At 73.0% G+C, this 7,832-nt stretch carries 6 protein-coding genes; all 6 read left to right on the plus strand.

Annotated features, from left to right (window positions below):
• Positions 1–234 precede the first annotated feature (234 nt).
• Entirely contained in the window at positions 235–1,419 is a 1,185-nt protein-coding gene (locus AC5LSR_RS09435) for a TlyA family RNA methyltransferase (RefSeq protein ID WP_250281843.1), read from the plus strand.
• 13 nt (positions 1,420–1,432) lie between these two features.
• Positions 1,433–2,320: an NAD kinase gene (locus AC5LSR_RS09440; protein ID WP_250281842.1), complete on the plus strand. Its 888-nt coding sequence runs from the start codon at positions 1,433–1,435 to the stop codon at positions 2,318–2,320.
• An 81-nt stretch (positions 2,321–2,401) separates the two neighbouring features.
• Positions 2,402–4,147, plus strand: a complete 1,746-nt coding sequence (gene recN / locus AC5LSR_RS09445; protein ID WP_250281840.1) for a DNA repair protein RecN — start codon at positions 2,402–2,404, stop codon at positions 4,145–4,147.
• A 15-nt stretch (positions 4,148–4,162) separates the two neighbouring features.
• Entirely contained in the window at positions 4,163–4,489 is a 327-nt protein-coding gene (locus AC5LSR_RS09450; RefSeq protein ID WP_250281838.1) for a hypothetical protein, read from the plus strand.
• Positions 4,490–4,939: 450 nt separating this feature from the next.
• Positions 4,940–5,569, plus strand: coding sequence for a malonic semialdehyde reductase (locus AC5LSR_RS09455; RefSeq protein ID WP_250281836.1), 630 nt, complete (start codon positions 4,940–4,942; stop codon positions 5,567–5,569).
• Between the two features lie 497 nt (positions 5,570–6,066).
• On the plus strand, positions 6,067–7,832 hold a 1,766-nt coding region (pyrG, locus tag AC5LSR_RS09460), incomplete at its 3' end, for a CTP synthase (RefSeq protein ID WP_493468361.1).

Here is a 7,832-nt window from a genome sequence, read left to right on the forward strand (position 1 = left end):
GGCCGGTGGGCCGGATCCGCGGGGCCGGGATGCCGTCTCCCCGTCACGGGCGCCCGGGCCGCCGGGACCTCGCCAACAGGGCACGGGGCCGCGCCCACCTGGCCTGGGCGGGCCTCGGCCGCAGCCGTCTGGGCTGTCTGGGCCGGCTGGGCCTAGCTCAGGCGGCCCTCGGCCGGGGCCGCCGCCCGCGGCGGCCGGCCGGGCACCGGCGTGACCGGGGCGAGGCGTCCTGTCGTGGCTCGCCGGGCACGGCTGGACCGTGAGCTCGTCCGGCGCGGCCTGGTGCGCTCCCGTGAGCAGGCCGGCGAGGCGATCGCGGGGGGACGGGTCCGGGTGGCCGGGCGGCCGGCGACCAAGCCCGCCACGGTCGTCGACGACACGACACCCATTGTGATCGTCGCCGGTGACGATCCCGGCTATGTGTCGCGGGGCGCTCACAAACTGCTCGCGGCCCTGTCCGCCTTCGGCGGGAACGCCACCGGCCAGCGGACCACTGGAAGCAGCGCTACTGGAAGCAGCGCCACCGGCGGCATCGGAAATACCGGCAGCGCCGATGGCGGCACGGCCGGAGGCGCCAGCGGCACCACCGGAAGCGGCGTCAGCGGCACGGCCGGAGGGACCGGCAATGTTTCCGAAGAGGCTCGCGGTGCGGCCGTCGGCACCGACGCGGGCGCCGACGCGGGCGCGGGCCGGCTGCGGGTGGCCGGGCGGCGCTGCCTGGACGCCGGGGCGTCCACCGGTGGTTTCACCGACGTGTTGCTGCGCCATGACGCCGCCGAGGTCGTGGCGGTCGACGTCGGGTACGGCCAGCTGGCCTGGCGGCTGCGCACCGACCCCAGGGTCACCGTCCTCGAGCGCACCAACGTCCGTTTCCTCACCGCGGAGGCGATCGGCGGGCCGGTCGACGTGGTCGTGGCCGACCTGTCGTTCATCTCGCTGCGGCTGGTGCTGCCGGCGCTGCGGGCCTGCGCCCGGCCGGCGGCCGACTTCGTCGTCCTGGTCAAACCGCAGTTCGAGGTCGGGCGCGCGGGCCTCGGGCCGGGCGGGGTGGTGCGCGACGTGGCCCTGCACGCCCACGCGGTGTGTCAGGTCGCGGATGCCGCGGCCGAACTGTCGCTGGGCGTGCGTGGCGTCGTCGCGAGCCCGCTGCCCGGGCCGGCGGGCAACGTGGAGTACCTGCTGTGGCTTGTCGGGGGCGCCCCGCCCATGCCACCGCCGCGGCTGACCGATGCGGTCGCCGCCGCGATCGCGGCCGGCCCGGCTGGTGGTCGCGCCACCACCGTCCCCCACTCCGGTCCCGTCCCTGACACCGCTGCTGTCCCCGACACCGCTGCTGTCCCTACCGCCGATTCTCTCCCCACCGCCTATCCTGGTTTCGATCCCGAGCCGTCCACCGAGCGTGACGAGGGCCGCCGATGAGCCGGAAAGCCCAGTGAGCCGGGAAGTCCTGGTGGTCACCCACCCGCGCCGTTCGGTCGTCCGGGAGATCGCACAACGGGTGCTGGACCAGTTCGTCGCCGCCGGGGTCGCCCCGCGGGTCCTGCGGGACGAGGCCGAACTGCTCGACCTGCGCTGCGACAACGTCGTCCCGCCCGACGACGCCGCCGCGTTCGGGGTCGAGCTGGTCCTCGTGCTCGGCGGGGACGGTAGCCTGCTGCGCGGGGCGGAGTTCGCGCGCACCGCCGACGCGCCGCTGCTCGGCGTCAACCTCGGCCATGTCGGTTTCCTCGCCGAGGCCGAGCCGGACGCGCTGGAGTCCACGGTTGACCATGTCGTCCGCAAGGACTACCAGGTCGAGGAGCGGATGACCGTCGACGTGGCGGTCCGCCACCGCGGCGAGCTGGTCTACGAGGGCTGGGCGCTCAACGAGATGTCGCTGGAGAAGGTCGACCGCGCCCGGATGCTCGAGTGCGTCGTCGAGGTCGACAACCGCCCGCTGTCCCGGTGGGGGTGCGACGGCATGATCTGTTCGACCCCGACCGGGTCGACGGCGTACGCGTTCTCGGTCGGCGGCCCGGTGATGTGGCCGGGTGTCGAGGCCCTGCTGGTCGCGCCGATCAGCGCCCACGCCCTGTTCGCGCGTCCGCTGGTGCTGGCCCCGACGTCGTCGGTCGCGATCGAGGTGCTGCCCGCCACGCCGGCCGTGCTGTCCTGCGACGGCCGGCGGTCGGTGGACGTCGAGGCGTTCTCCCGGATCGAGGTCGTGCGGGGCCGCCGCCCGGTGCGGCTCGCCGTGGTGCGCCCACGCCCCTTCACCGACCGGCTGGTCGCGAAGTTCGACCTCCCGGTGGCCGGCTGGCGGGGACGCGGGGGCCGGTGAACGCAGCGCGGCCACCCGCGCCGGCGGTGTGTCGCCCGGGCGGGCGGCGGCGCGGGCGCCGCACCCCATAGAGTCACGTTTGTGCTCGAGGAGGTTCGCATCCGCGGGCTCGGGGTCATCGACGACGCCGTGCTCGAGCTGGCGCCCGGCCTGACCGTGGTCAGCGGCGAGACCGGAGCCGGCAAGACCATGATCGTCCAGGGGCTCGGGCTGCTCACCGGCGGGCGCGCGGACGCCGGCCTGGTGCGCCCCGGCACGGCACGGGCCTTCGTCGACGGGCGGATGATCGTCCCGCCGGACGGCCCGGTGGCCGAACGGGTCCGCGACGCCGGTGGCGAGTGCGACGAGGACGGCCTTCTCCTCGGGCGGACGCTGACGGCCGAGGGCCGTTCCCGCGCGCACGTCGGCGGCCGGGCGGTGCCCGCCAGCGTCCTCGCCGAGGTCACCGACGGGCTGATCGCCATCCACGGCCAGTCCGACCAGCAGCGGCTGCTGCGGGCCGGAGAGCAGCGCGCCGCCCTCGACCGGTTCGCCGGCGACGCGGTCGCCCGGCCGCTGGCCGCCTACGCCACCGCCTACGCCCGGCTGCGCACCGTCTCCGCCCGGCTCGCCGAGATCACCGGCCGGGCCCGGGAGCGTGCCGCCGAGGCCGAGCTGCTGCGGGCCGGGCTCGCCGAGATCGAGAAGGTCGATCCCCGCCTCGGCGAGGACGCCGCGCTCGATGCCGAACTGCGCCGGCTGGAGCATGCCGAGACGCTCGCGCAGGCCGCCAGCGGCGCCCACGCCGTGCTGGTGTCCGACCCCGCCACCGGCGACAGCGTGCCGGGCGCCACCGACCTGGTGGGGACCGCCCACCGCGTGGTCGCGGCGGAGGCGTCCCTCGACCCGGCCCTGTCCGAGCTGGCCGACCGTCTGCGGGAGGCCGGGATGCTGCTCGCGGACGTCGCCGCGGACCTGGCCTCCTACGCCGCCGGGATCGACTCCGACCCGGCCCGGCTCGCCGCCGCCGCGGACCGCCGGGCGGCGCTGACGTCCCTTGCCCGCGCGCACGGCACCGACCTGGCCGGCGCCCTGGAATGGGCCGACCAGGCCGGGCGCCGCCTGCTCGAGCTCGACTCCGACTCCGACCAGGCCGGCGCGTGGGCGTCCGAACGCGACCGGCTGGTCACCGAGCTCGCCGGGCTCGCCGTGCGGATCTCCGCCGCCCGCGGGGACGCGGCGGAGAAGTTCGCCGAGGCGGTCGCGGCCGAGCTCGCCGGCCTGGCGATGCCGCGGGCCAAGGTCGAGGCGGTCGTCACGCAGCGTCCCGATCCGGCCGGCCTCCCCGTGGCCGGGCAGGTGCTCGCCTACGGCCCCACCGGGGTGGACGAGGTGGAGCTGCGGCTCGTACCGCATCCCGGGGCTCCGTCACGCCCGGTGCACAAGGGGGCGTCCGGGGGTGAGCTGTCCCGAGTGATGCTCGCCATCGAGGTCGTGCTCGCGGCCGGCGACGTCGCCACGACGATGGTCTTCGACGAGGTCGACTCCGGTGTGGGCGGGCGGGCCGCGGTCGAGGTCGGACGCCGCCTCGCCCGGCTGGCACGCACACACCAGGTGATCTGCATCACCCATCTGCCCCAGGTGGCGGCCTTCGCCGACCGCCATCTGGTGATCAACAAGGCCGACGACGGCTCGGTGACCCGCAGCGGGGTGACAGCCCTCGACGACACCGGCCGGGTCCGTGAGCTCTCCCGGATGCTCGCCGGCGTCGAGGAGAGCACGCTCGCCCGCGGCCACGCCGAGGAACTGCTCGCCAACGCCGCCGCCGACAAGGCCAACCTCCCCTGACCACGTCTGGGTTTTATGATTGCTACGCACGGTGGCAACAATGGTCGTACGGAATGGTCGTATGGCCACAACAATGGTCGTACGGCAGATGGCCCCGCCGCCGAGCCGCACCGCACCGAGTGCGTGATCAAGCACGGTGGCTCCGTCCCGGAAGGCCTCGTCCCGCGGGCCGACGCGCGCACCGGGCCTCGTGGATGCTCTGACGCAGCTGCCAGGGCTCGCGCGCGCCGGGTCCACGCGCGGCAACTACGGGAGATCGTCGAAGAGTACGAGCGGGAGCACGGCCCACTCGACATCGATGGCGTCCAGGACGCGCTGGCGGAATGGCCCGACAGCTCATGAGAGCGGAAGCTGTAGGTGGAAACCGTCGTCATCGCAGCGTTTTCCACCTACAGCTTCCGCGTTCGTAGGTGGTTTTCGTTGTCATGGTGACGTTTTCTGCCTACGGGCCAGGCGCGCACCACCGCCGGCCACGAGGGTGAGGCCGCAGCGAGTGGGACGTTCGGGGCAGGGGCGTCCGGTGGGGCATCGGGCGGGAAAACGTGGGGAAACCGGTCGTGGGGATGAAGGCGCCGCGGAGCAGGGCGAACCCGACGCGCGGACCATCCGCGGGGTGGCGGACCGCTCGCGGGGCGAGGGTCACAGCGGCGTGGGGATGGCGCGGATGTGGTTGTGCGTTCAAGTAGTGTCCTGTGAGGCCGCTGGGCGCCCGGCACGAGCAGTGACCGGGTTCCCAGCGGCCTGGGGATGCCGGACCCGTGACGACCTCGACCATCAGGAGTCCTGACTTTCATGACCGTCACCGACGCCGCCACCAGCGCCACCTCCGGCGCCGCCCTGGCACTGGACGCCGCCGCCGCGGATCTGTTGTTCCACACGGCCCAGACCGCGAACACCTTCAGCGACGAGCCAGTGTCCGACGAGCAGATCCGTGCCATCTACGACCTGGTCAAGTGGGCGCCGACCAGCATGAACTCCCAGCCGCTGCGGATCTTCCTGGTCCGTTCGCCCGAGGCGAGGGAGCGGCTGGTCGCGCATCTCAGCTCGGGTAACCAGGCCAAGACGCGGTCCGCGCCGCTGGCGGCCATCGTCGCCGCGGACGTCGACTTCCACGACAATCTGCCGCAGGTCTTTCCGCACCTGACGACGGCCAGGGACATCTTCGCCGAACCGACCTTCCGGGAGCACAGCGCGCGGTTCAACGCCGCCCTCCAGATCGGCTATTTCATTCTGGGCATCCGTGCCGCGGGACTCGCGGCCGGCCCGATGACCGGGCTCGACGCCGGCGCCGTCGACCGGGAGTTCTTCGCAGACAGGCCGCTGCGCACACTCGCGGTAATCAACATCGGCAGGCCGGGGGAGAACGCGTTCCGTTCCCGGTACCCCCGACTGGACTACGACCAGGTCATCTCCGTCCTCTGACAGCGACTTCCACCCGCCCGCCGTCCGCGTGGCTTCCTGCTGTTTTCCGAACCCCCGTCCGCGTCCCGCCCCGGCCGTCCGCGCCGCCCGCCCGGGGGCCACACTCCGAAGGATGTGAATGCGGTGCTGCCACAACAGCAGCGCATTCACGTCCTTCACATTTTTGTGAGCTGTTGCCCGCGTGAGATTTGGCGGAGCCCCAGGAACAATCCGAGGAACAGCGTGGGGCGGCGGGTGGCTGTGTTCGCGTGTTCTTGTGGGATTTTTGTCTGGTAGGGCGTTCGGCGAACGCGCGGCGGGCCGGATACGTGACCGTGCGGTTACGCGACGACTGGATGGTGATCACCTCCCGGGGGTGGTGGGTCTGTTGGATCATGATGGACGGGCGGCAGTTGTCTCGGGCGTGTCCCGACCCGGGGCGGGGGTGTTACCGTGAAATCCCGTGGACCGGCCGGGTACGGGTGTCCGGCCGGCGCAACCCACGGAAGGGTCCCAGCGTGGCGCAGGCGCACGTGACCAGGCACATCTTCGTGACCGGAGGGGTCGCCTCCAGTCTCGGCAAGGGGCTCACCGCCTCCAGCCTCGGTCGTCTCCTCAAGGCTCGTGGCCTCCGGGTCACCATGCAGAAGCTCGACCCCTACCTCAACGTCGACCCCGGCACGATGAACCCGTTCCAGCACGGGGAGGTCTTCGTCACCGACGACGGCGCCGAGACCGACCTCGACATCGGCCACTACGAACGGTTCCTGGACGTCAACCTCGACGGCAGCGCCAACGTCACCACCGGCCAGGTCTACTCGCAGGTGATCGCCCGCGAGCGCCGCGGTGGCTACCTCGGCCAGACGGTGCAGGTCGTCCCGCACATCACCGACGAGATCAAGGAGCGGATCCGCAGGCTCGCCACCGATGCCTGGGACGTGGTCATCACCGAGGTGGGCGGCACCGTCGGCGACATCGAGTCACTGCCCTACCTGGAGGCGATCCGCCAGGTACGGCACGAGGTCGGACGGGACAACGTCCTGACCGTCCACGTCAGCCTGGTGCCCTACCTGGCGCCGTCCGGGGAGCTGAAGACCAAGCCCACGCAGCATTCGGTGGCGGCGCTGCGCAGCATCGGCCTGCAGCCGGACGCGCTGGTCTGCCGGTCCGACCGGCCGCTGCCGGCCGCGCTCAAGAACAAGATCGCCCTGATGTGCGACGTGGACGACGAGGCCGTCGTCGGCGCGCCGGACGCGGCCTCGATCTACGACATCCCCAAGGTGCTGCACCGGGAGGGCCTCGACGCCTACGCGGTCCGCCGCCTGGGCCTGCCCTTCCGGGACGTCGACTGGACCGAGTGGGACACCCTGCTGCGCCGCGTCCACCGCCCGGCCAAGCTGGTCACGGTGGCGATCGTCGGCAAGTACGTCGACCTGCCCGACGCCTACCTGTCGGTCACCGAGGCGCTGCGGGCGGGCGGGTTCGCGGTGGACGCCCGGGTGGAGATCCGCTGGGTGCCCGCGGACACCTGCTCGTCCCCGCAGGCCACCGCGGTCGCGCTGGGCGGGGTGGACGGCGTGCTCGTGCCCGGCGGCTTCGGCATCCGCGGGATCGAGGGGAAGATCGAAGCGCTCCGGCACGCGCGGACGAACGGGATCCCGGCCCTGGGCCTGTGTCTGGGCCTGCAGTGCATGGTCGTCGAAGCGGCCCGCAACATGGCTGGGCTCACCGACGCGAACTCCACCGAGTTCGACTCGGACACGCCGCATCCGGTGATCTCCACGATGGCCGGCCAGCAGGCCGTGGTCGCCGGGGAACGGGACATGGGCGGCACGATGCGCCTCGGGCTGTACGCGTGCGCGCTCGCGCCCGGAACGGTCGCCCGGCGCGTGTACGGGGCCGCGGAGGTCGACGAGCGCCACCGGCACCGCTACGAGGTCAACAACGGCTACCGCGACCGGCTCACCGCCGCCGGGCTGGTGATTTCCGGGACGTCGCCGGACGGACGGCTCGTCGAGGTTGTCGAACTGCCGGTGGAGGTCCATCCGTTCTACGTCGGCACCCAGGCGCATCCAGAGTTCCGGTCCCGGCCGACACGGGCCCACCCGCTGTTCCGCGCGCTGGCCGCGGCGGCGGTCACGCACGCCGAGCAGCGCACCGGGGTGCTGCCGGTCGAGCTGCCCGACGGCATCGCGGACGTGGACGCCCAGGAGATGGTGGACGGCCAGGGGATACCGGCCGAGGTGCAGTGCTGTGAGGAGCTGGTGCCGTCGTGGCCCCCTAC

The organism is Protofrankia sp. CiP1_Cm_nod4 (assembly GCF_982290645.1).